The organism is Mesorhizobium sp. NPDC059054, from assembly GCF_042739215.1.
Classification (GTDB): Bacteria; Pseudomonadota; Alphaproteobacteria; order Rhizobiales; family Rhizobiaceae; genus Mesorhizobium.
Window position 1 is genome coordinate 152,128 of record NZ_JBHYHV010000009.1, and the last position, 26,426, is coordinate 178,553.

The window sequence follows — 26,426 nt, forward strand, 5'->3', positions numbered from 1 at the left end:
GATGCTCTACGACATCCGCCTCAACCTGCACTACGACTACGAGACAGCCGTCGGCGGTGGTCGTCATCTGGTGCGCGTGTTGCCGTCAAATCTCGGCCAACGCCAACGCGTCGTGGCTGCTTCATTGTCTTTCTCGCCGACCCCTGGTGAACGCTCGGATTTCAACGATTTCTTCGGTTCGAGTGTGGCGGCGATCGCCTTCCGCGAGCCGCATCAGACGCTGGATGTGCGCATGAGCGCGCGTGTTTCCGTGACGCGGCCGGAAGCCGGGCTTGACGTTTCGCCACGCATCGATGCGCTCGCTCGCGAAACCGCGGCGGTACGCTCGCTCGATTCCGATTCGCCCCATCATTTTCTTGCAGCCACCGATTTTGCAGACCTTGACCCCGCCATCACAGCCTATGCTCGTGAGAGTGGCGATGGCTCGGTGGCGACGATCGCGATGGACCTGTGCAATCGCATCCGGCGCGACTTCGCCTATGACGGTACTGCGACCGACGTGCAGACGCGCGCTTCCGATGCCTTCGCGCTGAAACGTGGCGTCTGTCAGGATTTTTCGCATGTCATGATTTCCAGCCTGCGTGGGCTAGGCATTCCGGCGGGCTATGTCAGCGGCTTCCTGCGCACCATCCCGCCCGCTGGCCAGGAGCGGCTGGAGGGGGCGGATGCCATGCATGCCTGGGTGCGGGTCTGGTGCGGCCGCGAGGCCGGCTGGCTGGAGTTTGACCCGACCAACGGGATGCGCGCCTCCAATGACCATATCACGGTCGGCTTTGGCCGAGATTATGGCGATGTCGCGCCGATCGTCGGCGTGCTCAAGACCACTGGCGGGCAGGCCGGCGCACAGGCGGTGGATGTCGTTCCGGTGGCCTGAATCGGCATCGTTGCCGTGAAAAGAAATCACGGATTTTTTATCGACGTGGTGTCGGGAAGCGCCTAACTCTTTCGTCCTTGAAGCAATTCCAGGAAAGATGCGCAGCGGCTTTCCGTCCGGTATTGCGTACGGCGTTTCCGTGAAAAACGGAAACGCTCCGGAGACAGAAAGGGCCCACCATGCTTTATGCAGTTCTTTGCTACGCTTCCGAAGACGTCGTCGGCTCCTGGACCAAGGAGCAGGACGACGCGGTCATGGTCAAGCTGCTCGACGTCCAGGAGAGATATGCGAAAGCCAACAAGCTCGGCCCGGTGGCCAGGCTGTTGCCGACGACGGCCGCGACAACGCTGCGCAAGGTAAAGGGCGAATCCCTCGTCATCGACGGACCATTTGCCGAGACCAAGGAACAGTTCCTCGGCTTCTACACGGTCGACGTCGAGAACCTCGATGAAGCCCTGCAATTCGCGCGTGAGCTTTCAGAGGTCAATCCCAGCGGCGGCTCCTACGAGATCCGCCCCATTTCCATATTCAGTCCTGCAACGGTAAAATCATGAGCGACCTGTCCTGGATCAGCAATGTCATCAGCGCCGCGCGGCCGCAGGCCATGGGAGCGTTGCTGCGCTATTTCCGCGATCTCGATACGGCGGAAGAAGCATTCCAGGACGCATGCCTGCGCGCCCTGAAGAATTGGCCGCAGAACGGGCCGCCGCGTGATCCTGCCGCCTGGCTGATCTTTGTCGGCCGCAACAGCGGTATTGACGCGGTGCGCAAGAGAAGCAAGCAGACGGCGATGCCGGATGAGGACCAGGTGTCGGACCTGGAGGATGCAGAGACCGACATCGCCGAGCGGCTGGATGGCGCACATTATCGCGACGACATCTTGAGATTGCTGTTCATCTGCTGCCACCCGGACCTGCCGCCCACGCAGCAGATTGCCGTGGCGCTGCGCATCGTTTCCGGCCTTTCGGTCAAGCAGATCGCCCGCGCCTTCCTGGTTGGCGAAAGCGCGATGGAACAGCGTATCACGCGTGCCAAGGCACGCATTGCCGATGCCGGCGTGCCGTTCGAGACGCCCGGGGCGGTCGAGCGGTCGGAACGCCTCGCTGCCGTCATGGCGATGGTCTACCTCGTCTTCAATGAAGGCTATTCCACCAACAGCGGAGAGGCACAGGCGCGCGAACCTCTTTGCGAGGAGGCGATCCGACTTGGCCGACTGCTGTTGAGACTGTTCCAGACGGAACCGGAAGTCATGGGTCTTCTGGCTCTGACGCTGCTGCAGCATGCCCGTGCGCCGGCCCGCTTCGATGCCAATGGCGAGATCGTGCTTCTGGAAGATCAGGACCGGAAGCTCTGGAGTGGCAAGATGATCGAGGAGGGGTTGGCTCTCGTCGACAAGGCTTTGCGTCACCGCAAGCCCGGACCCTACCAGGTGCAGGCTGCGATCGCAGCCTTGCATGCCCGGGCGCCCAAGGCCGAGGACACCGACTGGCAGGAAATCGACCTGCTCTACAGCCTGCTTGAGAGCATGCAGCCTTCGCCGGTGGTGACGCTGAACCGCGCGGTTGCAGTTTCCAAGGTCCGCGGAGCGGAGGAAGCGCTTGCCATGATCGAACCGCTGGAGGACCGGCTCTCCGGCTATTTCCACTTCTTCGGCCTGAAGGGTGGGCTTTTGATGAAACTCGGCCGCCACGACGAGGCGCGCGTCGCCTTCGACAGAGCGATCGCGCTGGCCAACACGGCCGCCGAGGCCGCGCATATCCGCATGCATATTGACCGGCTCAAGGCCGAAGCCACGCAAGGCAAATCCGAAAAGGCGAGCTAGATCGCCTTCTGCTCAGTTTGATCTCCTCTTCGCTGGATCAATGGTCAGCGCTGCCGGCTTGGACCATGCCGGGGTGGCGGATTGTGCGCGAAACGGGTAATGCCACGCCAAAGACCTGCCAGAGGAGCGGCGGGGTGGCGGATGGCCTGGCTGTCGCCATATCAGCACATATTCGAAAGGGAAGACGATGACGATTGCGAAGGAAACCACCGATCTGCTCGCGAAACTCGGCGTTGCCAAGGACGTGTTTTCGGGCGGGAACCTTGTGGTGCGCAGCCCTGTGACCGGCGAGCAGCTTGCTGCGTTGAAGACGATCTCGGCGGCCGATGCGAACAAGGCTATCGACGCTGCGCATGAGGCTTTCAAGGCCTGGCGTCTGGTGCCGGGTCCGAAGCGTGGCGAACTGGTGCGCCTGCTGGGCGAAGAGCTGCGCGCCCACAAGGCCGAGCTCGGCCGGCTGGTTTCGATCGAGGTCGGCAAGATCCCGTCCGAGGGCCTCGGCGAAGTCCAGGAAATGATCGATATCTGCGATTTCGCCGTCGGCCTTTCGCGCCAATTGTACGGCCTGACCATCGCCACGGAACGTCCTGGCCATCGCATGATGGAAACCTGGCATCCGCTCGGTGTCGTCGGCGTCATCTCGGCTTTCAACTTCCCGGTCGCGGTGTGGTCGTGGAACGCAGCCCTTGCGCTGGTCTGTGGCGATGCCGTGGTTTGGAAGCCGTCGGAGAAGACCCCGCTCACCGCACTGGCCTGCGAGGCGATCTTCGCACGCGCCGTCAAGCGCTTCGGCGGCGATGCGCCGGCCGGGCTCAGCCAGGTGCTGATCGGCGAGCGCGAGATCGGCGAAGTGCTGGTCGATCATCCGAAGGTGCCGCTGGTTTCGGCGACCGGCTCGACCCGCATGGGCCGCGAGGTCGGTCCGCGGCTGGCCAAGCGTTTCGCGCGCGCCGTTCTGGAGCTCGGCGGCAACAATGCAGGCATCGTCTGCCCGACGGCCGATCTCGACATGGCGCTGCGCGCCATTGCCTTTGGCGCCATGGGCACCGCCGGTCAGCGCTGCACCACGCTGCGCCGCCTGTTCGTGCACGAGAGCGTCTACGATCAGATCGTCCCCCGCCTGAAGAAGGCCTATGAGAGCGTTTCGGTCGGCAACCCGCTCGAAACCTCGTCGCTGGTCGGTCCGCTGATCGACAAGATGGCGTTCGACGGCATGCAGAAGGCGCTGAAGGAAGCCGGAGAGCATGGCGGCAAGGTCACTGGCGGCGCCCGTGTCGAGAACGGTCATGCGGACGCCTATTACGTGCGTCCGGCACTGGTGGAGATGCCGAAGCAGGCCGGCCCGGTGCTGGAAGAGACCTTCGCTCCCATCCTCTACGTGATGAAATACTCAGACTTCGATACGGTGCTCGACCTGCACAACGCCGTCGGTGCCGGCCTGTCGTCGTCGATCTTCACGCGCGACCTGCAGGAATCGGAACGTTTCCTCAGCGCCGACGGTTCGGACTGCGGCATCGCCAACGTCAATATCGGCACGTCGGGTGCCGAGATCGGCGGTGCGTTCGGTGGCGAGAAGGAAACCGGCGGTGGTCGTGAGAGCGGTTCGGATGCGTGGAAGGCCTATATGCGCCGTGCCACCAATACCGTGAACTACTCCAAGGCGCTGCCGTTGGCGCAGGGCGTGTCGTTCGACATCGATTGATCGCTTTCCCAATTCCGACTTTTAACGAACGGCGGGCCTCGGTCCGCCGTTTTTCTTTATTTCGACAGAGATGCGTTCCGGGTAGCGCCCGACCTATCCGGGGTGGGGCTTTGCCTACCCGGCAGGCAGGTTTGGCCCGACGCTTGATGGCGGAAGGTTCCACCTTGGCAGGTGTTGTGAGGAATTGACCAGGAAAAGATTATTCTTCCCACGGCGGAACCCGCCGAATGCCTGCCGGTCTCCTTTGAAGCCGGCGCAGACAGATCGGGAGGATCATCATGGCTGGTTTTACGCATCTCTTCGTCCCTGGGCCGACCAACGTTCCGGAAGCCGTCCGGCAGGCCATGAACCTGGCGATGGAAGACATGCGCGCCTCGACCTTTCCACAACTGACGCTCGGCCTGTTCGAGGGGCTGAAGCAGGTGTTCAAGAACGAGACTGGCCGCGTCTTCATCTACCCATCGTCGGGAACCGGTGCCTGGGAATCGGGCATCACCAACACGCTGAACCCCGGCGACCGCGTGCTGATGTCGCGCTTTGGCCAGTTCTCGCATCTGTGGGTCGACATGGCCGAACGGCTGGAACTCGACGTCGATGTCGTGGATGTGGAATGGGGTATCGGAGTACCGGTCGAGATCTACGCCGAGCGGCTTGCGGCCGACAAGGAACATCGCATCAAGGCGGTGTTCTGCACGCACAATGAGACGGCGACGGGCGTGACCAGCGATGTCGCCGGCGTGCGCAAGGCGCTGGATGCCGCTGGCCACCCGGCATTGCTCTTTGTCGATGGCGTGTCGTCGATCGGTTCGATCGATTTCCGCCAGGAAGAATGGGGTGTCGACTGCGCCGTCAGCGGTTCGCAGAAGGGCTTCATGCTGCCGGCTGGTCTCGGCTTCCTGTCGGTCAGCCAGAAGGCGCTTACTGCCGCCAAGACGGCAAAGGGCCGGCGTTGCTACTTCTCCTTCGAGGACATGATTCGCGCCAACGACACCGGCTACTTCCCCTACACGCCGGCAACCCAGCTGCTGCGCGGCCTGCGCGTCTCGCTTGACCTGATCGAGGCGGAAGGGCTGGAGGCGATCTTCGCCCGCCACCATCATCTCGCCGAAGGCGTGCGCAAGGCAGTCGATGCCTGGGGCCTGAAACTCTGCGCCAAGGAGCGCAAGTGGCATTCCGACACGGTGAGCGCCGTCTATGTGCCGGAAGGCATCGACAGCGCGGAAGTGGTGAAGCGCGCCTATCACAAATACCAGACCTCGCTCGGCGTCGGCCTGAACAAGGTCGCTGGCAAGGTGTTCCGCATCGGCCATCTCGGCTGGCTGAACGAGGTGATGGTGTGCGGTGCGCTGTCGGCCGCTGAAATGGCGTTGCGCGACTGCGGCGTGAAGCTGGCTCCGGGCTCAGGTGTCGGAGCGGCGCTCGAGCACTTCCGCCTGGCCGAGCCGGCTGCTGTCGCCAAGGCCGCTTAAACTCCGGTCAGGGAGGAGACCTGCGATGAGCCATACGATCAACCACCTGCGCAAGCTGCGCCTGCAGCGTTCCGAGCTTGCGGTTCCGGGCTCCAATCCGGAGATGATCACCAAGGCGGCGGCAAGCGCTGCCGACTTCATCTTCCTCGATATCGAGGATGCGGTCGCGCCACCCGACAAGGAGCGGGCGCGCCGCAACATCGTCGAGGCGTTGAACGACATCGACTGGCGCGCCAAGGGCAAGACCGTGTCGGTGCGCATCAACGGCCTCGACACGCACTACATGTACCGCGACGTCGTCGACATCATGGAACAGGCCGGCGATCGGCTGGATACGATCCTGGTTCCCAAGGTCGGCGTGCCGGCCGACCTCTATATGGTCGAAGCGATGGTCAACCAGATCGAGATGGCCAAGGGCTACAAGACCCGTGTCGGCCTGGAGGCACTGATCGAAACGGCGCTCGGTATGGCCAATGTCGAGGCGATCGCGGCTTTCGGCGGACGGCTGGAAGCTCTGCATTTCGGCGTCGCCGACTATGCCGCGAGCTGCAAGGCGCGCACCGTCAACATCGGTGGACTCAATCCCGACTATCCAGGCGACCAGTGGCATTTTGCACTGTCGCGCATGACGGTTGCCTGCCGTGCCTACGGCCTGCGCGCCATTGACGGCCCGTTCGGCGATTTCTCGGATCCGGATGGATACATGGCTGCCGCTCGCCGCGCCGCAGCTCTCGGCATCGAAGGAAAGTGGGCGATCCATCCCTCGCAGATCGAGCTTGCCAATGCGGTGTTCTCGCCGCCGGAGAAGGAAGTCACCCGCGCCAAGCGCATCATCGAGGTGCTGAAGGAAGCGGAAGAGCAGGGCAAGGGCGCGGCCGCACTGGATGGCAAGATGATCGATGCCGCTTCCGAGCGCATGGCCCGCAACGTTCTGGTGACGCACGAAGCAATCGAGCAGTCGGCGCGTTCGCGCCAGCCGCTGCCGAACTGAGGAGGAGTTCGACATGGATATTCATGAATACCAGGCCAAGGAACTGCTTTCACGCCATTCGGTCCACATTCCGCGCGGTGGGCTCGCCTACAGCCCCGAACAGGCGGCCTATCGCACGCGTGAGATCGGTGGCGACAAGTGGGTGGTGAAAGCCCAGATCCATTCCGGTGCGCGCGGCAAGGCCGGCGGCATCCGCATCTGCAAATCCGACAAGGAAGTGTCCGACGCAGCGGAAGCGATGCTTGGGCGCAAGCTGGTGACGCACCAGACCGGGCCACGCGGCAAGCTGGTCTCGCGCCTCTATATCGAGGAAACCGTCGACATCCGCCAGGAAATCTATCTCGGCTTCGTGCTCGACCGCAAAGCGGAGCGGGTGATGATCGTGGCCTCCGCCTCGGGTGGCATGGAGATCGAGGAGATCGCCGAGCGTCAGCCGGATTCGATCATCCGCGCCATTGTCGACCCGGGCGTCGGCATGCAGCAATTCCAGGCGCGCGAGATCGCGTTTGGGCTCGGGCTGGAGAACAGCCTGATCGGCAAGGCGACCGACACCATCATGGGTTGCTACCAGGTATTCCGCGACTATGACGCCTCGATGCTGGAGATCAACCCGCTGGTGGTGACGCGCGACGGCAGTCTGATGGCACTCGATGCCAAGATGTCGTTCGACGAGAACGCGCTGTTCCGCCGGCCCGAGATTTCGGAATTGCGCGACAAGTCGCAGGAAGATCCGCGCGAGACCTTCGCCAGTGATCGCGGCCTCTCCTATGTCGGGCTGGAAGGCAATATCGGTTGCATCATCAACGGTGCCGGGCTCGCCATGGCGACGATGGACATGATCAAGATCGCCGGCGGTGAGCCCGCCAACTTCCTGGACATTGGCGGCGGCGCTTCGCCGGAACGTGTCGCCAAGGCATTCCGTGCCGTGCTGGCCGACAAGAATGTCGAGACCATCCTGGTCAACATCTTCGCTGGCATCAACCGCTGCGACTGGGTGGCTGAAGGCGTTCTGAAGGCGATTCACGAGGTTGGCGTCAACGTGCCCCTGGTGGTGCGGCTGGCAGGCACCAATGTCGAGGAAGGCCGCCGCATCCTGAGTGCGTCGGGTCAATCGATCATCGTCGCCGACACGCTTGCCGAAGCCGCCGAGAAGGCGGTCGCGGCGATGCACCAGTCAACACTCAAGAAAGCCAGCTGAGGGAGGACAAGATGTCAGTTCTGCTTAATCGCAACACGAAGGTCATCGTCCAGGGACTCACCGGCAAGATCGGTTCCTTCCATGCCGAGGACATGAAGCGCTATGGCACCAACGTCGTCGGCGGCGTGACGCCTGGAAAAGGCGGACAGTCTCAGCAGGGCATTCCGGTGTTCAACACGGTCAAGGGCGCGGTGCGCGAGACCGGCGCGGAAGCCAGCATCGTGTTCGTGCCGCCGCCCTTTGCGGCAGACTCGATCATGGAGGCCGCGGATGCAGGCATCAAACTCTGCGTCTGCATCACCGACGGCATTCCTTCGCAGGACATGATGCGGGTGAAGCGCTACATGCTGCGCTATCGCCGCGAGGACCGCATGACGCTGATTGGCCCGAACTGCGCCGGCGTCATCACGCCGGGACAGGCGTTGATGGGAATTATGCCGGGTTCGATCTATTTGCCTGGCCGCGTCGGCATCGTCGGTCGCTCGGGTACGCTGGGTTATGAAGCCGCTTCGCAGATGAAGGCGCTGGGTATCGGGGTGTCGACCAGCGTGGGCATCGGTGGCGATCCGATCAACGGCTCATCTTTCAAAGACATCCTCGAATTGTTCGAGAATGACGATGAGACGGATGCAGTGGTGATGATTGGCGAGATCGGCGGGCCGCAGGAGGCGGAGGCTGCCGAATGGGCCAAGACCAATATGAAGAAACCGCTGATTGCCTACATCGCCGGCCTGTCGGCGCCGAAGGGCAAGCGCATGGGCCATGCGGGCGCCATCATCTCCGCCTTCGGTGAATCCGCGCAGGAGAAGGTCGAGATCCTGCGTGATGCCGGTGTTACTATCGTAGCCACGCCGGCCTCTTTCGGGCCAACCGTCGCCGGCGTGCTGGATGAGCAGCGCAAAGCAGCCTAAACAGGTCGACGCAATCGTCTTGAGGGGCGGTGCCGGTCCCGGTGCCGCCCCAGCCATGCCAAGCAGGAGCAGATAATGAAGCCACGCGTGATCGTGACCCGGAAGTGGCCGGCCGCCGTCGAACAGGTGCTGGCCGAGCGCTTCGATACCACCCTCAATGCGGGCGACATTCCGTTCACGGCCACGCAGCTCAAGGCAGCCTTGCTGAATTTCGATGCCGTGCTGCCGACCGTCAGCGACAAGCTGCCGGCCGAGGTTTTCCCTGACGAGCAGCCCCGAGCCAAGATCATCGGCAATTTCGGCGTCGGCTTCAGCCACATCGATGTCGAGACGGCGAAACGACGTGGCATTGTGGTGACCAATACGCCGGGCGTGCTCACCGATTGTACCGCCGATATCGCGATGAGCCTGTTGCTTGCCGTTGCCCGCCGCACCGGTGAGGGCGAACGTCAGCTTCGCGCCGGCGAGTGGCAAGGCTGGTGCCCGACCCACATGATCGGCGCCAAGGTGACCGGCAAGACGATCGGCATCATCGGCATGGGCCGCATCGGCAAGGCAATGGCTCGTCGGGCGCATTTCGGCTTCGGCATGAAGGTGATCTTCTTCAATCGATCCCGCGTGGACGACGAGGAGACGCGTGCGATGGGCGCGACGCAACTGCCTTCGATCGAGGCGGTCCTGGAACAGGCCGATTTTGTCTCTCTGCATTGCCCCGGCGGCGCCGAAAACCGCAACCTGATCAATGCCGAGCGGCTTGCACGCATGAAGAAGAGCGCCTTCCTGATCAACACGGCGCGCGGCGACGTGGTCGACGAGACCGCGCTGGCCGATGCGCTGGAGGGCGGCGTGATCGCAGGCGCGGGGCTCGACGTCTTCGCTCAGGAACCGCAGGTGCCGGAACGACTGATCAGGCTGGAGAACACCGTGCTGTTGCCGCATCTCGGCAGCGCCACCGAAGAGACCCGTGTCGCCATGGGAATGAAAGTGGTCGACAACATCACCGCCTTCTTTGCAGGGGAGGCTATTCCTGATCGCGTTGTCTGATCGCGATCCATTTCAACAGAGGTTGCGAGCGCAAGCTCTTGTCTAATCCACCGACCTAAGCGGATTGGTTTTCTCCGATCTCCGCACACTTCGCCACATCCATCCTTTGGACTTGAACCAAAGGGTGAATATGTTTACCTATGGTGAACACGCGAAGTTTCGGGGGTATATAATGGACAAGTCTGTCAAGGAGGGTAAGGGCGCCAGTGCCGCTACCAAGGCGGCGAAAACGTCCAAGAAGGACTCGGCTTCCACACAGCTCAAGGCAGCGCCGCTGCATCAGGATCCGCATGCAGTCCGTGATACGCGGGAAAAGGTTCTTGAAGTCGCCATTGGCCACGAAGTGCGCGCATTCCGGAAGAAACTCGGCATAACCGTCGCCGACCTTGCCGCGACGACCAATATTTCACTTGGTATGCTGTCGAAGATCGAGAACGGTATTACATCACCTTCGCTGACAACCTTGCAGGCATTGTCGCGCGCACTTGGCGTGCCGCTCAGTTCTTTCTTCCGGCGCTTCGAGGAAGACCGCAATGCGGTCTTTGTAAAGGCTGGCGAAGGTGTCGACGTCGAAAGGCGCGGTACCCGCGCCGGCCACCAGTACAATCTGCTTGGTTATATCAGCTCGAATACAGCGGGTGTGACGGTCGAGCCCTATCTCATCACGCTGACGGAAGACTCGGATGTCTTTCCAGCCTTCCAGCATGACGGCATGGAATTTCTCTACATGCTGGAGGGCGAGGTGGTTTATCGCCACGGCAGCAATCTTTACCGGATGCTGCCCGGCGACAGCCTGTTCTTCGACGCGGACGCCCCGCATGGACCGGATGAACTGACGAAACTGCCGATCCGTTATCTGTCGATCATTTCCTACAGGCAGGGATCGGGAAGCGAATAGCGCGCCTTTCGGCGCGCTATTGCAGGGACATCGCCGGAATCTAATCCGGGGTGAAACCGGGCGAGGTGGGGGCTCCGTCGTCATATTTCGACAGCCATTCGATGACGGCCGGCCGATAGCGGGTGAGGCCCTTGTATTCGACCAGTTCGTTCGGCAGGTCACGTAGGACGCGATGGAAGCGACGTGCCCATTTCGGCACCGTCACCAGTTCCTCCATCTTGATCAGATAGCAGCGGATCGGGAAGACCAACGCGTTGGAGCGCGGCAAGCGCCAGAAGCTCTGCAACTCGACCCGCAGATGCACTTTGTCGCCGACATTATCCGGCGTGACGGTGGTCCGGTCCGGTCCCCATTTGTGATAGTTTTCCGGGCTGGTGTCGAGGCGCGGGTTGATGGTCATTGTCCAGTTCAACCGCCGTGCGGGCTTGCCTTGCTGGATGTTGGTGAGGAACTTCAGCGCCCGGGTAAAAATGCCTTTTTCATGCGCCAGCGGCACAGGCGCGTGCCACTCGAAGAAGTTCATGCCGATGTCGAAATCGAGCGACCAGTCGGCCTGGGTGGTGACCATGCCGGCATCCATCCACAGATTGCCGTCGCGCTGGTCGAGGATGCAGAAATCCCCCTGACTCTGGCGCGTGATGTATTCCATCGGCCCATAGGGCAGGGTGGAAAGGTCGCCGAAGGTGAAGGTGTCGTCGACGCCCAGCGGCCGATTGATCCAGCGCCAGCGATCGCCGTCGCGGGTCAATGTGAAATGCTCAGGATAACCCTTGGCCTGCTCGGTCATCAAAAGTTCGAGCAGGTCCCAGCCGGCCAGCGTCATATGCGGCAGCGACTGGCAGCGCAGCGGATCTTCGGCCAGCACCTTGGCACGGTCCTGCATCTCGGAGACGTAGTGCTCATCGACATCGATGAGGTTCTCGAAGACCGTGCCTTTCGGGCCCTGCACATGCGGTTCGATGTTGACCGCATACATGTAAGCGTCTTCGTGGAACGGGAACGGAAACCGCCGGATGAATTCCGGGCTGTTCCTGAAAGTGAAATCGTCGCGGAACGTCTCTTTCCTGAAATTGATACCCATAGGTTCCTCCCTGTGGTTCGGACCGCTGGAGCGGAATGCGCCTGAGATGGAGCGATACTCCGCTCTATCTCTTCATTTTGCCGCATGATCCTTGTCCGAAAAGTCTGCAACTTTTTGCTTCGCTGACCTTCGGTTCGGGATCATGCTCAGCGCTCGAGCACGAGCGACTTGCCCTCGAAGCGTGACACGCAAGGCATGATCTTCTTGCCTGAGCAGTGCTCGGCTTCGGTCAGCCAGTGGTCGTTGTGTCTGAACGTCCCGTCATAGGAGACGACATTGGTCTCGCACTGGCCGCAGACCCCGCCGCGGCACAGATAGGGTGGATCGATGCCGGCGGCTTCCATCGCCTCGAGCAGGCTCTGTTCTTCGCCGACGCTGATCTGCATCTTGCTGAGCGCCAGCGTGACATCGAAGGGTAAGCCGGGTTGCGGCGCGGCGAAGTGTTCGTAGTGGACGGTTTCGTCCGGCCAGCCATGAGCTGCTGCCGTCTCCCGTACCCAACGGATCATGCCGGCGGGACCGCAGACATAAAGATGGGTGCCAAGCGGCTGCGAGGTCAGAAGACGTTCGAGCGGCAGCCGCTCATTGGTATCGTCGTAGTAGATGTTGACCCGCTTGCCGTAGCGATCACGCAAAACATCGGCATAGGTGCCGAGCGCCGGCGTGCGGCAAGTGTAGTGCAGTTCGAAATTGCCGCCTTCGCCGGCGAGCTGCGCGGTCTGAGCCATGAAGGGCGTGATGCCGATGCCGCCCGCCAGCAGCAGATGTTTCCTGGCCCTGAGGTCGAGCGAGAACAGATTGACCGGATAGGAGATCACCATCTCCATGCCGCGCTTGACGCGGTTGTGCATGAACAGCGAGCCGCCACGACCGGAATCATCGCGACGCACGCTGATCGTGTAGTCGCGCGTGTTGTGCGGCGAACTCATCAGCGAGTAGGGGTTCAGTCGCGATTTGTCGCCGTCACGCATTTCCACCACGACGTGCGCGCCGCCGGAAAAGGTCGGCAGGTCGCCGCCGTCGCTGCGCTCGAAATGAAAGCGCTTCACCAGTTCGTTGACCGCGACCACGTCGGTCACGGTGACGTTCAGTTTCGTGGTTCCTGCGCTCACCGGAAAATCTCCTCTTTCTGAGGGATCTCGCTCGGATCCTCGGCGTTGATGCACACCCCCTGGAAGGCTGCCAGGCGGCGCGAATAATGATCGCGCACCAGAAGCAACAGGCCGCAATGGGCGCAGGTGGCCGGCTGCGTGGTGACGTTCTCGGTGATGCCCTTGCAGTGGACGCACTGCACCCGGCGTGCCCAGGAGCCGCGATGTTCGGTCTGGATCGAGGAATGGTCAATGCCCGCTTCCAGCGCCACCTGCATGGCCTGGCCGATGAGCCCTTCCGTTCCCGCGAGATAGATGCGTAGCCCCATATGCGCGTTGGCGAGAGTCTGTCTGAGACGCGGGAGGGCTGCCGCGATGGAAGGGCCCTCGTAGAACTGAGCCGGTTTCAAGGCCCTGAGCGGTGCCTGAAACTGGCTCCGGCTTGTCTCCGGAATGAACATGATGTGCGCACCGGCGAAGAAACCATCCGGTGCTTTCTTCGCCAGGTCGAGGATCGCGGACGCACCTTCGGCGTCCGCGACGAAGAGATGGTTCTTGCCGGTCTGGGGCGACAGGGTTCCGTAGACCGGGCGACTGAGGATCGTCTTTGCCGGCATCCCGTCCAATGGATCAGCCTTTCGCCGTACGCTTCAGCTTCTTCGGATCGTCGAATGGCAACGCCTGCGCGGTTGCCTTCACCGATCCAGATGCATTGCGGACCTCGAGGGGCGTGCCGATGATGGCGCAATCCACATCGAGGCGGGCGATGCCCATCGATTTTTTCACCAGCGGTGAATACATCGCGCAGGTGACGACACCGACCTTCTTGCCGTCGCGATAGATCGGCGCGCCTTCGTCCGCAGGCTTGGTGCCTTCCAGCACGACGCCGAAAATCTTGAACCGCTCCTTGCCTTTGAGGCGATAGTGCTCCTCGGCGCCGCGGAAGCCGGTCTTGCCGGGGCTGACCGTGAAGTCCAGCCCAAGTTCCCACAGGGTATCGCCAGGTCCTTCGTTCTCGAAGGGGTATTTCTGCGAATTGTCGTATGGATAGAAGAGCAGGTAGCTCTCGACGCGAAGCATGTCGAGCGTGGTGAAGCGGCACGGTATGATGCCGTCGCTCTTACCTTCTTCGAGGATGCGATCCCAGATCGTCCCGGCATCCTGGCCGCGGCAGAAGATCTCATAACCGCGCTCGCCGGTATAACCGGTGCGCGAAATCATCACCGGCAGGCCGAAAAGCTGGGTCTGCATGTGGTGGAAATAGTTGAGGTCGCGGATGCCGGGCACATGTTTGGCCAGGTAGTCGACGGCCGTCGGACCCTGCAGCGACAGGTCATGCAAATTGTCATCGAAACGAACCGAGACGTCGCGGCCGATGGATGCCCGGGTCAGTTCTTCATGGCCGGTACCCGAACCGTGCACGACCATCCATGAATTGGTGCTGATGCGATAGACGACGCAATCGTCGGTGAATTTTCCGGCCTCGTTGAGCATGCAGGCATAGACCGACTTGCCCGGATAGATCTTCTCGACATCGCGCGTCGTGCACAGATCTATGAGATGGGAGGCATGCGGGCCGGTGATATGGACCTTCTTCAGGCCCGAAACGTCCATCAGGCCGGCCTTGGTGCGGATGGCGACATATTCTTCGTCGGCGTCCTTGTCATAGCTCCAGGCCGTGCCCATGCCGCTCCAGTCTTCTAGCTTGGAGCCCAGGGCGCGATGACGGTCGGCCAAAGTCGAGAAACGCCAGGAAGCAGTCATGTGGGAATCCTTCTCCTCAAGGGTACCTTTGAAATGCGGCCATTCTTTTCTTATCGGCCCGCGCATTCGCCAGACACATATTGACTCGAATTCCGTCGTCTGGGCAATATCTTTGTGCAAGAAATATTACTGATAGGCAACTTTCCCTGGTTCCGACTTTAGTCCTCCCGTGAGGTCTCGGTTCCGCGGCGAGGCATGGAACGGGACTTTTCTGTAGGGAAAAAAACATTCATAGCAGTTGAATTCGATTTTCAAAGCTGCTAGCGTTCAATCATCGGACCGCTGCCATTGGAGGTAACGTCGTGTGCGGAATTGTGGGACTGTTCTTGAAGGACAAGACATTGGAGCCGCAACTCGGCGCCATGCTTTCTGAAATGCTGGTGATGCTGACCGACCGTGGCCCCGACAGCGCGGGCATCGCGGTCTACGGCGCGTCCACCAAGGGTAAGGCCAAGGTTACGATCCAGTCACCCTCGCCGGAGACGGATTTTGCGGGCCTGGAAGCCGATCTCGGCAAAAAGATCGACGCCAAGGTGAAGCTGCTTGCCAAATCCACTCACGCGGTGATCGATGTGCCGGCCGACAAGGTCGAGGCTGCACGCGAAGCCATTGCGGAACTTCGTCCCTCCGTGCGCATCATGGGCGCCGGCGAAGCCATTGAGATCTACAAGGAAGTCGGTCTGCCGGTCGATGTCGTGAAGCGCTTCGACGTGACCAAGATGACCGGCACCCACGGCATCGGCCACACCCGCATGGCAACCGAATCCGCCGTCACCACGCTCGGCGCGCATCCCTTCTCGACCGGCCCGGACGAGTGCCTGGTGCACAATGGCTCTCTGTCCAACCATAACAATCTGCGGCGCGAACTGGTCCGTGAAGGAATGAAGTTCGAAACCGAGAACGACACCGAGGTGGCAGCCGCCTATCTGTCCTCCAAAATCGCGCATGGCCAGAATCTCGGCCAGGCACTGGAAAGCAGCGTGAACGATCTGGACGGCTTTTTCACCTTCGTGGTCGGCACCAAGAACGGTTTCGGGGTGGTGCGTGATGCCATCGCGTGCAAGCCGGCCGTGCTTGCCGAGACCGATCGCTACGTCGCTTTCGGCTCCGAATATCGCGCGCTGGCCAAGTTGCCTGGTATCGAGGATGCCAAGGTATGGGAGCCGGAGCCGTCAACCGTCTATTTCTGGGAGCACTGAGCCGATGAACGTGACCACTCTCGCCAAGTCGCCTCAGCGCGAAGTCAACTATGCGCCGCGCGTCTTCGACCTCGACGCAGCACCGCTGCGTGAACTCAACCTTGCTTTGCATCAGGTGACGGATGCGTCCGACGAGCCGAGCTGGGAAGTGATCAACCCGAAGGGCAGCCACGCCGTGGCCGCCGGTGTCGCACAGCCTATCGCCGTCGAGGTTCGCGGCAGCGTCGGCTATTACTGTGGCGGCATGAACGACAAGGCCAGCATCACCGTGCACGGTTCTGCGGGGCCGGGCGTCGGCGAAAACATGATGTCGGGCCAGATCACGGTGAAGGGTGACGCCAGCCAGTACGCCGGCGCGACCGGCCGTGGCGGACTGCTGGTCATCGAGGGCAATGCCTCGTCGCGCTGCGGCATCTCGATGAAAGGCATCGACATCGTCGTGCGCGGCAATGTCGGCCACATGTCGGCCTTCATGGCGCAATCCGGCAACCTCGTCGTGCTCGGCGACGCAGGCGATGCGCTGGGTGATTCCATCTATGAAGCGCGTCTGTTCGTGCGCGGCTCAGTCAAAAGCCTCGGCGCCGACTGCATCAAGAAGGAAATGCGGCCGGAGCATATCGCCAAGCTCGCGGAGCTGCTCGACCGTGCCGGCATCACCGACGTCAAGCCGGAAGAATTCACACGCTACGGATCGGCCCGTACGCTCTACAACTTCAATATCGACAACGCCGACGCGTACTGAGGGGACGCCTAAATGACATATCATAATCCTCCGACGACGCCTCGCAGGTCGGCTACGTTCGATGACTATACGATGTCGGAGATCCGCCGTGCGGCGGCGACAGGCATCTATGACATCCGCGGCTCCGGCGCCAAGCGCAAGCTGCCGCATTTCGACGACCTGCTGTTTCTCGGCGCTTCGATCTCGCGCTATCCGCTGGAAGGTTACCGCGAGCGTTGCGACACCAGCGTCGTACTGGGCGCCCGTCATGCGAAGAAGCCGATCGAACTGAAGATCCCGATCACCATTGCCGGCATGAGCTTCGGCTCGCTGTCGGGACCGGCCAAAGAAGCGCTCGGCCGTGGGGCGACGATCGCCGGCACCTCGACGACCACCGGCGACGGCGGCATGACGGAGGAAGAGCGCGGCCATTCGCAGACACTCGTCTATCAGTACCTGCCGTCGCGCTACGGCATGAACCCGCGTGATCTGCGCCGTGCCGACGCGATCGAGATCGTTGTCGGGCAGGGCGCCAAGCCTGGCGGCGGCGGCATGCTGCTCGGCCAGAAGATTTCCGACCGCGTCGCTGAGATGCGCACGCTGCCCAAGGGCATCGACCAGCGCTCGGCCTGCCGTCATCCCGATTGGACCGGCCCGGACGATCTCGAAATCAAGATCCTGGAACTGCGCGAGATCACCGACTGGGAGAAACCGATCTATGTGAAGGTCGGCGGCGCGCGACCCTACTACGACACGGCTCTTGCCGTGAAGGCGGGCGCAGACGTGGTGGTGCTCGACGGCATGCAGGGCGGCACTGCGGCAACGCAGGAAGTGTTCATCGAACATGTCGGCCAGCCGACGCTCGCCTGCATTCGGCCTGCAGTGAAGGCGCTGCAGGATCTCGGCATGCATCGCAAGGTGCAGCTCATCGTCTCCGGCGGTATCCGCAATGGCGCCGATGTGGCCAAGGCACTGGCGCTGGGCGCCGATGCGGTCTCGATCGGTACGGCCGCGCTGATCGCGCTGGGCGACAACGATCCGCGCTGGGAAGACGAATACCAGAAGCTCGGTACCACGGCTGGTGCCTATGACGACTGGCACGAGGGCAAGGATCCCGCCGGCATCACCACCCAGGACGCAGAGCTGATGAAGCGTGTCGATCCGATCGCCGCCGGCCGGCGTCTGGCGAATTATCTCAAAGTGATGACGCTGGAGGCACAGACGATCGCCCGCGCCTGCGGCAAAAATCACGTACACAACCTGGAGCCGGAGGATCTCTGCGCCCTGACAATCGAATCCGCGGCCATGGCTGGCGTTCCGCTCGCCGGCACCGGCTGGATACCGGGAAAGGGCAGCTTCTAGGCAATTTCTTCGATCAACCAAACAACAAGAAGAACAACCCAGGGGAAAACAATGGGAACCAATTTCGAGGCCAGCACGGCAGTTACCGCAGAGCTGAAGGATTTCGCCCGGGCGCGTAACGTCAAATATTTCATGATCTCCTACACGGACCTGTTTGGCGGCCAGCGCGCCAAGCTGGTGCCTGCACAGGCGATATCGGACATGCAGAAGGACGGAGCCGGCTTTGCCGGCTTTGCCACTTGGCTGGATCTGACGCCCGCGCATCCCGACATGCTGGCAGTGCCGGACCCGGACTCGGTCATCCAGCTGCCGTGGAAGCCGGAGGTTGCCTGGCTGGCTTCGGACTGCCTGATGGAAGGCAAAAGCGTGGCGCAGGCGCCGCGCAATACGCTGAAGCGGCTGGTTTCGGAAGCCGCCGAATTCGGCATCCGCGTGAAGACCGGCGTCGAGCCCGAATTCTTCCTGACGACGCCGGACGGCAAGCAAATCTCCGACGAATACGATACCGCTGCCAAATCTTGCTACGACCAGCAGGCGGTGATGCGCCGCTATGACGTGATCGCCGAAATCTGCGACGCGATGCTGTCGCTGAACTGGGAGCCCTACCAGAACGATCACGAGGATGCGAACGGCCAGTTCGAGATGAACTGGGCCTACGATGATGTGCTGGCGACCGCCGACAAGCACTCCTTCTTCAAGTTCATGGTGAAGTCGATCGCCGAAAAGCACGGTCTGCGCGCCACCTTCATGCCGAAGCCATTCCAGGGCCTGACCGGCAACGGCTGTCATGCGCATATCTCGGTCTGGGATCTCGGCGGCAAGACCAATGCCTTCGCCGACAAGAGCATGGAACTCGGGCTTTCCGAGCAGGGCCGCCACTTCCTTGGCGGCATCATGAAACATGCTTCGGCGCTCGCCGCCATCTGCAACCCGACCGTCAATTCCTACAAGCGCATCAATGCGCCACGCACGGTTTCCGGCGCGACCTGGGCACCGAACACCGTGACCTGGACCGGCAACAACCGCACGCACATGGTGCGTGTGCCGGGTCCCGGCCGCTTCGAGCTTCGCCTGCCCGACGGCGCCGCCAATCCATACCTGATGCAGGCGGTGATCATCGCTGCCGGCCTCGACGGCATGAAGAGCAAGGCCGATCCCGGCCCGCGCAGCGACATCGACATGTACAAGGACGGCCATACCGTCACGCATGGTGCCAAGCTGCCGCTCAACCTCCTCGATGCGCTGCGCGAATATGACAAGGACACATCGCTGAAGGCGGCGATGGGCGAGGAATTCTCGGCCGCCTTCATCCGGCTGAAGCAGCTGGAGTGGAATTCCTACGCTTCGCATTTCACCCAGTGGGAGCGCGACCACACACTGGACGTGTAGTCGTTGAATTGCGTAAAAACAAAGAGTTAGAGCGTTTCCGCGTTTCCTTGAAAACGCTCTTGGACAAGGCCAGAACGGACCGAAATGCGGTACTCGATCTTCTCGCTCGCCAAGGCGGCGCTTTCAGGCCACAAGGGCTGGACGCGCGCCTGGCGCGACCCTCAGCCGAAGAAACACTATGATGTGGTGATCGTCGGCGGCGGCGGTCATGGACTGGCCACCGCTTATTATCTCGCCAAGGAATACGGCATCCGCAATGTCGCGGTGCTCGAGAAGGGCTCGATCGGATCCGGCAACGCCGGCCGCAACACCACCATTATCCGCTCCAACTATATGCTGCCCGGCAATACCGGCTTCTACGAGCTTTCGATGAAGCTGTGGGAGCGGCAGGAGCAGGACCTCAACTACAACACCATGGTGAGCCAGCGCGGCATCATCAACCTCTATCACTCGGATGCGCAGCGCGATGCCTTCGCCCGGCGCGGCAACGTCATGCGCATCAACGGCATCGACGCGGAATTGCTCGACGGCGAGCAGATCCGCAAGGTGTTGCCGTTCCTGAACTACAACAACGCCCGCTTCCCGGTGATGGGGGGGCTGTGGCAGCCCCGGGCCGGCACGGCCCGCCACGACGCCGTCGTGTGGGGTTATGCGCGCGCCGCCGATTCCTTCGGCGTCGACATCATCCAGAACTGCGAGGTGACCGGCTTCGCGCGTGACCAGAACGGCAAGATCACCGGCGTCGAAACGGCGCGCGGTACGATCGGCGCCGGCAAGGTCGGCATGGCGGTGGCCGGCAGCACCTCTCGCGTCGCGGCGATGGCCGGCATGCGCCTGCCGATCGAAAGCCATGTGCTGCAGGCTTTCGTGTCCGAGGCGATCAAGCCGCTTATCCCCGGCGTCATCACATTCGGGGCCGGCCATTTCTATGTCAGCCAGTCCGACAAGGGCGGCCTTGTCTTCGGCGGCGATCTCGACGGTTACAATTCCTATGCCCAGCGCGGCAACATGCCGGTGATGGAGGATGTCTGCGAAGGCGGCATGGCGTTGATGCCGATGATCGGGCGGGTGCGTCTGCTGCGGCAATGGGGTGGCATCATGGACATGTCGATGGACGGCACGCCGATCATCGACAGGACGCCGATCGACGGGCTCTATCTCAATGCCGGCTGGTGCTACGGCGGCTTCAAGGCAACGCCGGCCTCCGGGCTGGTCTTTGCCCATCTGCTCGCCCGCGACGAGCCGCACGAGGAAGCGAAACGCTTCCGGCTCGACCGCTTCCGGCGCGGCGCGATGATCGACGAGAAGGGCCAGGGCGCCCAACCCAACCTGCATTGAAAGCGAGTAAGGCGCCATGCGCATAGCATGCCCATTCTGCGGAGAACGCGAGCTCGGAGAGTTCACCTATCTCGGCGACGCGGCGCCGAAGCGGCCGTTGGCCTTCGCTGCCGACGGAGCCGAGCAGCCGGATGCCCAGGACCTGTTCTTCGACTATGTCTATCTGCGCGACAACATCGCCGGCGACATGGACGAACGCTGGTATCACGGCGGTGGCTGCCGTTCCTGGCTGACCGTTACCCGCAACACGACAACACATGAAATCAAGGCCGTGCGCGCGGCACCCGGCGCGGGTGCGCAGAAGCCGGCCAAGGCAGGCGCGATATCATGAGCGGGACCAGAACTGGCCGGATTTCCGGCGATGCCGCACCGCTCGCCTTCAACGAGAATCCCGCTGCCGATTCACGGCAGTCGCGATCCGCTCCCGCAGGCACGCAATCGCACCGCTTGTCGAGCGGTGGCCAGATCGATCGCAAGCACCCGCTCGGCTTTACCTTCGACGGCAAGAAGATGGTCGGCTTCGCCGGCGACACGCTGGCTTCGGCGCTGGTGGCAAATGGCGTCAAGCTGGTCGGCCGTTCGTTCAAATATCATCGACCGCGCGGCATCCTGACCGCCGGAGCGGAGGAGCCGAACGCGCTGGTCGAATTGCGCGGCGGTGCGCGCCGCGAACCCAACACACGCGCCACGACGGCCGAGCTTTATGACGGGCTTGCGGCGCAGAGCCAGAACCGCTGGCCCTCGCTGCGCCACGATGTCATGGCGGTGAACTCGCTGTTCTCGCCGATCTTCGTCGCCGGTTTTTACTACAAGACCTTCATGTGGCCGGCGAAGCTGTGGGAAAAGCTCTATGAGCCGGCCATCCGCCGCGCCGCCGGTCTCGGCAAGGCTTCAGGCGAAGCCGATCCGGATCATTACGAAAAGGCCTGGGCGCATTGTGACGTGCTTGTGGTGGGCAGCGGCCCGGCCGGTCTCGCCGCCGCGCTTGCCGCGGGCCGCACCGGCGCACGAGTCATCCTGGCGGAAGAGGACAGCCGTCTCGGTGGCCGGCTTCTCTCCGAGACTGGCGAGATCGACGGCAAGCCGGTGGCGGAATGGCTGGCGGACGCGCAGCGGGAAATAGCCGGTCTGACGAATATCCGCATCATGACCCGCACCGCTGTCTTCGGCGTCTATGACGGCGGGACCTACGGCGCACTCGAGCGCGTCAACGATCATGTCGCGGTGCCGCCTGCACACCAGCCGCGCCAGCGGCTCTGGCGCATTGTCGCCAAGCACGCCGTCGTCGCTGCCGGCGCGATCGAGCGTCCGCTCGTCTTCCCCGGTAATGACAGGCCCGGCGTGATGATGGCGTCCGCCGTGCGCAGCTACATCAACCGTTTCGCGGCGATGCCCGGCAGGCAGGTCGCGCTCTTCACCAACAATGACGACGGCTGGCGCACGGCCGAAGCCGTGCAGCGTGCCGGGGGTGCCGTCGCTGGGGTGATCGACAGTCGAGGTGTGGTTCCCGAGGGTTATCGTGGACTCAATCTGAGGCTACTGAGTGGCGTCGTGAGCGAGGTGAATGGCGGTGTCGACGGCGTGCGCGGCATCGTCGTGCGCGATGGCGGCGGGCGTACGCAGCAGATCGAGGCCGACTGCCTGGCCATGTCGGGCGGCTGGAACCCGAATGTGGCATTGTCGTCGTTCCAGCGTGGCAGGCCAGCCTGGCGTGATGACATCGCGGCTTTTGTGCCCGGACAGTGCCCTCCCGGCATGGTCATGGTGGGCGCGGCCGGTGGTGATTTCTCGCTCGCCGCCTGTCTGCGTGAGGGGCACGCGGCCGGCGCTGTTGCTGCAAAAGACTGCGGCTCCAAGGGCATGGCTGGAGAGGTGCCCCGAGGCGACGACGAAGGTTTTGCCATCAAGCCGCTGTGGCATGTCGAAGGCGGCAAGGCCTTCGTCGACTTCCAGCACGACGTGACCGCTTCCGATGTGAAGCTGGCGCAACGCGAAGGGTTCGAAAGCGTCGAGCATCTGAAGCGTTACACGACACTCGGCATGGCGACGGACCAGGGCAAGCTGTCCAACGTCAACGGACTTGCCCTCATGGCCGAGGCGACGGGGCGGGACATTGCAGATACTGGCACCACGATCTATCGGCCACCTTATGCGCCGGTTGCGATCGGCGCGCTGGCCGGACATCATCGCGACGAGAATTTCCACGCATGGCGTCTGACGCCGTCGCATCACTGGGCGGCTGCGCGTGGCGCCGTGTTCGTCGACACCGGCCTGTGGAAGCGCGCGCAGTGGTATCCGGTTGCCGGCGAGAAGGACTGGCTGGAATCGGTGACGCGCGAGGTGCTGGCCGTACGCAACGGCGTCGGCTTCTGCGATGTCTCGACGCTGGGCAAGGTCGATGTGCGCGGTCCGGATGCCGGTACCTTCCTCGACCGTCTCTACATCAACACCTTCTCCAGTCTTGCCGTCGGCAAGGCCCGCTATGGGCTGATGCTGCGCGAGGACGGACTGGTCTATGACGACGGCACCACGTCGCGGCTGGCCGAGGACCACTATTTCCTCACCACCACCACGGCCAAGGCCGGGCCGGCGATGCAGCATCTCGAATTCTGCCGGCAGGTATTGTGGCCCGAACTCGACGTGCAACTGACTTCGGTCACCGATCAGTGGGCACAGTTCTCGATCGCCGGTCCGAATACGCGCGATCTTCTGAAGAACCTCTGCGATCCGTCAGAAGACCTCTCGAATGAAGGTTTTCCTTTCATGGGCGTCCGCGAAGTGGCCTTGCGCGGCGGCATGCGGGCACGGCTTTACCGTATCTCCTTCTCCGGCGAGATGGCGTTCGAAATCGGTGTGCCGGCACGCTACGGCGAAGCCATGGCAGAGAACCTCATGCGTGCGGGCGCGGAATTCGACGTCACGCCCTACGGAACGGAAGCACTGGGTGTGATGCGCATCGAAAAGGGCCACGTCGCTGGCCCCGAGCTCAGCGGCACCACGACTGCCGACGATCTCGGCCTCGGCAAGATGATGTCGAAGAAAAAGGACTATATCGGCCGCGCCATGGCCGGACGCGAGGCGCTGATCGCGCCCGACCGGCAGGTGGTGGTCGGCATCAAGCCGGTCAACAAGGCCAACAGGCTCCGCTCGGGCGCGCACATCATCCCGAAGGGCGCTGCTCCCGGTCCCGACACGGACCAAGGCTATCTGACTTCGGTCTGTTATTCGCCGATGCTCGGTCACTGGATCGCTCTGGCGCTGGTCGAACGGGGACGCGAACGCCATGGCGAGATCGTGCGAGCTTACGATCCGTTGCGGGGCGAGGACATGGAGGTCGAGATCACCAGCCCGGTCTTCTACGATCCGGAGGGAGGACGCCAGCGTGGCTGAGTATTCCTGGGAAGCGCGGTCACCGCTGCGCAAGGCATTTGCGCCGGGTCGTATCGGTCTGGCATCCGGCGATGCCGGCATTGCCATGGCCGAAATCAGCGACTTCAGCCTGGTGCAGGTGATGGCGCGACGTGGGCAGGTCGCCAATGTCGCGAAGGCGGCCAAAAAGGCCTGGGGTGCGCTACCGCCGGAGAGGCCCGCGGCCGTCGTCGGCAAAGGTGCGACGCTGATATGGACCGGTCCGGATCAGTTCTTTGTGCTCAGCGCCGGAAGTGTACCTGATCCGGTCCCGCCGCTGGCTGCCATCTTCGGTGGGACAGCGTCTCTCAGCGATCAGTCCGGTGGGCGCTGCCTGATCCAGTTGTCGGGCACCAGGGCACGCGACGCGCTCGCCAAAGTGTCGTCAATCGATCTGCACGACGCGGTATTTCCGATTGGAGTGGCTGCCGCCACGTCGATCGACCACACCGGCGTCAATCTGTGGCGTGGACCTGATGCCGCGAACGGTAGCCCGGTCTACAGTCTGCTGGTCTTCACCAGTTTCGCCGACAGCCTTTGGCACACACTTGCCGATGCTGCAGCGGAATATGGCGTTGAAGCGACCCGTACGCCGCTATCCTGATCCGGGGTAGCGACTGCGCTTTGCGCTATCAACGGCTTTCCATCGGCTGGTTGGATATGTCAGCATGGTCGATCTGTGCCATGGCGCGGCTGCGAGGCGAGCGTTAGGGTCGCCGCAGTCCGACATCCTGCACAAGGCAAATCCATGAGCGACCAGATCGAACGCGCGCGTGCTTTCCATGCCCTTCACGTCAAAGGCGACCCGGTGGTGCTTTTCAATGTCTGGGACCCTGGCAGCGCTCAGGCTGTCGTCAAGGCCGGTGCCAAGGCGCTGGCGACCGGCAGTTGGCCGGTTGCGGCGGCATTCGGCTATCCGGACGGCGAGAAGATCCCGCTGGCCCTAGCGCTGGACAACTTCCGTCGCATTGCCGCTTCAGTGGAGCTGCCGGCGACGATGGATCTCGAAAGCGGCTATGGACCGGCGCCAGCGACCGTGGCGGCTACCATGACGCAGGCGATCGAGGCCGGCGCGGTCGGATTCAATTTCGAAGACCAGATCGTCGGCGGTGGCGGTCTCTATGAGATCGCCGTGCAGGTCGAGCGCATCAAGGCGGCCGCGGATGCGGTCAAGGCAAGCGGCGTGCCGGCCTTCATCAATGCCCGTACCGACATCTTCCTGAAAGCCAAGCCTGAAGAACACAGCGACGCACTGGTCGAGCAGGCGATCACGCGTGCCGCAGCCTACGAGAAGGCAGGCGCACACGGTTTCTTCGCGCCCGGCCTCGGCGACCCGGCGTTGATCGAAAAACTGTGCAAGGCAGTTGCGCTGCCGGTCAACATCATCGCGCTGGCGCATGTGCCGCCGCGCCAGAAGCTGGCGGAGCTCGGTGTCGCCCGCATCAGCCACGGGCCGGTGCCCTACCGCAAGATGGTGGCGTGGCTGGAAGAGCAGGCGCGTGCCGCGATTTCCGGCTAGCTACTAGGAAAAGCGCCCGGAATTGCTTTAGTCCTGGTTGCGGGCAATTTCGGCTGCCCGCGTCAGATGCTGCATGAGCCGGCTGGCAGTCGGCTCGACAATGCCGGCTACGGCCACAGCCTTGGTCATGCATTTCAACCAGAGGTCGCGCATCTCCGGACCGATCGGAACATGCTCGTGGATCTCGCGTAGCCGCGAGTGGCCGTGCCTTTGCACATAGTGTTGGGGGCCGCCGAGAAAGCCGGAGAGATAATCGAACTGCTCGATGCGGGAATGGGCAACGCCATGGCCGCGGCGGTGGAGGAGGTGCAGTTCCTGCGCATCCTCGTCCTGTTCGATGATGTCGTAGAAAGCCTGGACAAGTCTGTTCAGGCCATCATTAGCGCCGATGGCTTCGTAAAGTGAGAGCTTCTCCGTCATCTGGCCGAGGCTCCTTAGCAGGGCAGTAAGGCATTGGGGGAGTAGGGCAGCAAGGTTGGGCTGCTACTGCCCTATTCCCTTACTGCCCCACTGCCGTTCCCTTTAGAACAACCCTTCGATCTGGCCCTGATCGTTGAGGAAGATCTTCTCCGACGATGGCTTGGAGGGCAGGCCGGGCATGGTCATGACCTCGCCGCAGATGATGACGACGAAGCCGGCACCGGC

General features: G+C 62.5%; 25 protein-coding genes. 19 read left to right on the plus strand and 6 right to left on the minus strand.

Going from position 1 to position 26,426, the window contains the following annotated elements:
- Nucleotide 1: 1 nt before the first annotated feature.
- The 10 genes from ACFWXH_RS29950 (at nt 2) to ACFWXH_RS29995 (ending at nt 10,909) form a co-directional block, all read left to right on the plus strand.
- Nucleotides 2-874: a transglutaminase N-terminal domain-containing protein gene (locus tag ACFWXH_RS29950; RefSeq protein WP_379125069.1), complete on the plus strand. Its 873-nt coding sequence runs from the start codon at nt 2-4 to the stop codon at nt 872-874.
- 179 nt (nt 875-1,053) lie between these two features.
- Entirely contained in the window at nt 1,054-1,428 is a 375-nt protein-coding gene (locus ACFWXH_RS29955) for a YciI family protein (RefSeq protein ID WP_054308510.1), read from the plus strand.
- Nucleotides 1,425-2,696, plus strand: a complete 1,272-nt coding sequence (locus ACFWXH_RS29960; RefSeq protein WP_379125070.1) for an RNA polymerase sigma factor — start codon at nt 1,425-1,427, stop codon at nt 2,694-2,696. The genes ACFWXH_RS29955 and ACFWXH_RS29960 overlap by 4 nt, the downstream gene beginning before the upstream one ends.
- Before the next feature lie 187 nt (nt 2,697-2,883).
- Entirely contained in the window at nt 2,884-4,398 is a 1,515-nt protein-coding gene (locus ACFWXH_RS29965) for an aldehyde dehydrogenase family protein (protein ID WP_379125071.1), read from the plus strand.
- A gap of 278 nt (nt 4,399-4,676) precedes the next feature.
- Entirely contained in the window at nt 4,677-5,867 is a 1,191-nt protein-coding gene (locus ACFWXH_RS29970; protein WP_379125072.1) for an aminotransferase class V-fold PLP-dependent enzyme, read from the plus strand.
- A gap of 25 nt (nt 5,868-5,892) precedes the next feature.
- On the plus strand, nt 5,893-6,858 hold the full coding sequence (locus ACFWXH_RS29975; RefSeq protein ID WP_379125073.1) for an HpcH/HpaI aldolase/citrate lyase family protein: 966 nt from the start codon (nt 5,893-5,895) through the stop codon (nt 6,856-6,858).
- A 13-nt stretch (nt 6,859-6,871) separates the two neighbouring features.
- Nucleotides 6,872-8,056, plus strand: a complete 1,185-nt coding sequence (locus ACFWXH_RS29980; protein ID WP_054308515.1) for a malate--CoA ligase subunit beta — start codon at nt 6,872-6,874, stop codon at nt 8,054-8,056.
- Between the two features lie 11 nt (nt 8,057-8,067).
- A complete protein-coding gene (gene sucD / locus ACFWXH_RS29985; protein ID WP_054308516.1) occupies nt 8,068-8,967 on the plus strand; it encodes a succinate--CoA ligase subunit alpha in 900 nt (299 codons plus the stop codon).
- Nucleotides 8,968-9,042: 75 nt separating this feature from the next.
- Nucleotides 9,043-10,011, plus strand: coding sequence for a 2-hydroxyacid dehydrogenase (locus tag ACFWXH_RS29990; RefSeq protein ID WP_379125074.1), 969 nt, complete (start codon nt 9,043-9,045; stop codon nt 10,009-10,011).
- A 172-nt stretch (nt 10,012-10,183) separates the two neighbouring features.
- A complete protein-coding gene (locus ACFWXH_RS29995) occupies nt 10,184-10,909 on the plus strand; it encodes a helix-turn-helix domain-containing protein (protein WP_379125075.1) in 726 nt (241 codons plus the stop codon).
- 40 nt (nt 10,910-10,949) lie between these two features.
- Here the strand turns inward: ACFWXH_RS29995 and ACFWXH_RS30000 are convergent, their stop codons facing one another.
- The 4 genes from ACFWXH_RS30000 to ACFWXH_RS30015 form a co-directional block, all read right to left on the minus strand.
- On the minus strand, nt 10,950-11,990 hold the full coding sequence (locus ACFWXH_RS30000; RefSeq protein ID WP_379125077.1) for a DUF3445 domain-containing protein: 1,041 nt from the start codon (nt 11,988-11,990) through the stop codon (nt 10,950-10,952).
- Nucleotides 11,991-12,136: 146 nt separating this feature from the next.
- Complete coding sequence (locus ACFWXH_RS30005; protein WP_054308520.1) at nt 12,137-13,102, minus strand: PDR/VanB family oxidoreductase; 966 nt, start codon at nt 13,100-13,102, stop codon at nt 12,137-12,139.
- Nucleotides 13,099-13,698: a dimethylamine monooxygenase subunit DmmA family protein gene (locus tag ACFWXH_RS30010; protein WP_054308521.1), complete on the minus strand. Its 600-nt coding sequence runs from the start codon at nt 13,696-13,698 to the stop codon at nt 13,099-13,101. The genes ACFWXH_RS30005 and ACFWXH_RS30010 overlap by 4 nt, the downstream gene beginning before the upstream one ends.
- Before the next feature lie 13 nt (nt 13,699-13,711).
- Nucleotides 13,712-14,845: an aminomethyltransferase family protein gene (locus ACFWXH_RS30015; protein ID WP_054308522.1), complete on the minus strand. Its 1,134-nt coding sequence runs from the start codon at nt 14,843-14,845 to the stop codon at nt 13,712-13,714.
- Between the two features lie 302 nt (nt 14,846-15,147).
- Between ACFWXH_RS30015 and ACFWXH_RS30020 the strand changes: the two genes are divergently transcribed.
- The 9 genes from ACFWXH_RS30020 to ACFWXH_RS30060 all read left to right on the plus strand — a co-directional run bounded on the left by ACFWXH_RS30020 (nt 15,148) and on the right by ACFWXH_RS30060 (nt 25,781).
- On the plus strand, nt 15,148-16,044 hold the full coding sequence (locus ACFWXH_RS30020; RefSeq protein ID WP_379125078.1) for a glutamine amidotransferase family protein: 897 nt from the start codon (nt 15,148-15,150) through the stop codon (nt 16,042-16,044).
- A gap of 4 nt (nt 16,045-16,048) precedes the next feature.
- Nucleotides 16,049-16,786: a protein GlxC gene (locus tag ACFWXH_RS30025; RefSeq protein WP_379125079.1), complete on the plus strand. Its 738-nt coding sequence runs from the start codon at nt 16,049-16,051 to the stop codon at nt 16,784-16,786.
- Between the two features lie 12 nt (nt 16,787-16,798).
- Entirely contained in the window at nt 16,799-18,127 is a 1,329-nt protein-coding gene (locus ACFWXH_RS30030; RefSeq protein ID WP_054308525.1) for an FMN-binding glutamate synthase family protein, read from the plus strand.
- A 51-nt stretch (nt 18,128-18,178) separates the two neighbouring features.
- Nucleotides 18,179-19,516 (plus strand): type III glutamate--ammonia ligase, encoded by a 1,338-nt coding sequence (gene glnT / locus ACFWXH_RS30035; protein WP_054308526.1) that lies wholly within the window; start codon nt 18,179-18,181, stop codon nt 19,514-19,516.
- An 84-nt stretch (nt 19,517-19,600) separates the two neighbouring features.
- A complete protein-coding gene (locus ACFWXH_RS30040; RefSeq protein ID WP_379125081.1) occupies nt 19,601-20,854 on the plus strand; it encodes a sarcosine oxidase subunit beta family protein in 1,254 nt (417 codons plus the stop codon).
- 16 nt (nt 20,855-20,870) lie between these two features.
- Nucleotides 20,871-21,185, plus strand: coding sequence for a sarcosine oxidase subunit delta (locus ACFWXH_RS30045; RefSeq protein WP_379125082.1), 315 nt, complete (start codon nt 20,871-20,873; stop codon nt 21,183-21,185).
- Nucleotides 21,182-24,244 carry a sarcosine oxidase subunit alpha gene (locus tag ACFWXH_RS30050; RefSeq protein ID WP_379125083.1) on the plus strand — a complete coding sequence of 1,021 codons (3,063 nt, stop codon included), beginning with the start codon at nt 21,182-21,184 and terminating at the stop codon, nt 24,242-24,244. The genes ACFWXH_RS30045 and ACFWXH_RS30050 overlap by 4 nt, the downstream gene beginning before the upstream one ends.
- A complete protein-coding gene (locus tag ACFWXH_RS30055) occupies nt 24,237-24,866 on the plus strand; it encodes a sarcosine oxidase subunit gamma (RefSeq protein WP_379125084.1) in 630 nt (209 codons plus the stop codon). The genes ACFWXH_RS30050 and ACFWXH_RS30055 overlap by 8 nt, the downstream gene beginning before the upstream one ends.
- A 144-nt stretch (nt 24,867-25,010) precedes the next feature.
- A complete protein-coding gene (locus tag ACFWXH_RS30060) occupies nt 25,011-25,781 on the plus strand; it encodes an isocitrate lyase/phosphoenolpyruvate mutase family protein (RefSeq protein ID WP_379125085.1) in 771 nt (256 codons plus the stop codon).
- A 27-nt stretch (nt 25,782-25,808) separates the two neighbouring features.
- Here the strand turns inward: ACFWXH_RS30060 and ACFWXH_RS30065 are convergent, their stop codons facing one another.
- Together ACFWXH_RS30065 and ACFWXH_RS30070 are read right to left on the minus strand one after the other, a co-directional pair.
- Entirely contained in the window at nt 25,809-26,201 is a 393-nt protein-coding gene (locus ACFWXH_RS30065; RefSeq protein ID WP_379125086.1) for a group II truncated hemoglobin, read from the minus strand.
- Between the two features lie 102 nt (nt 26,202-26,303).
- Nucleotides 26,304-26,426 (minus strand): formate--tetrahydrofolate ligase (locus tag ACFWXH_RS30070; RefSeq protein ID WP_379125091.1); only part of this gene is annotated, 123 nt, incomplete at its 5' end.